Here is a 240-nt window from a genome sequence, read left to right as displayed (position 1 = left end):
GGTCTGGCGTTCCTGTTCTCCGGGCAGGGTTCCCAGCGGGTCGGTATGGGGCGTGAGTTGTACGCGTCGCAGCCGGTGTTCGCGGGGGCTTTCGATGCGGTGGCGGGGGCGTTGGGGCTGCCGTTGGGCGAGGTGATCGCCTCGGGTGAGGGGTTGGACGAGACGGGGTGGACGCAGCCGGCGCTGTTCGCGGTGGAGGTGGCGCTGTTCCGGTTGTTCGAGTCGTGGGGTGTGCGGCCG

The 240-nt window shown here is 70.4% G+C and carries 1 protein-coding gene; it reads left to right on the top strand.

Annotation, left to right across the window (positions count from 1 at the left end; all coding sequences use genetic code 11):
• Positions 1 to 240: acyltransferase domain-containing protein (locus ADK60_RS28010; protein ID WP_159400617.1), on the top strand; the 240-nt coding region annotated here is incomplete at both ends.

The sequence above is a fragment of the Streptomyces sp. XY431 genome (assembly GCF_001279805.1).
GTDB lineage: Bacteria > Actinomycetota > Actinomycetes > Streptomycetales > Streptomycetaceae > Kitasatospora > Kitasatospora purpeofusca.
Note: the sequence above shows the minus strand (reverse complement) of the source record. Positions and strands in the feature narration are given on the sequence as shown.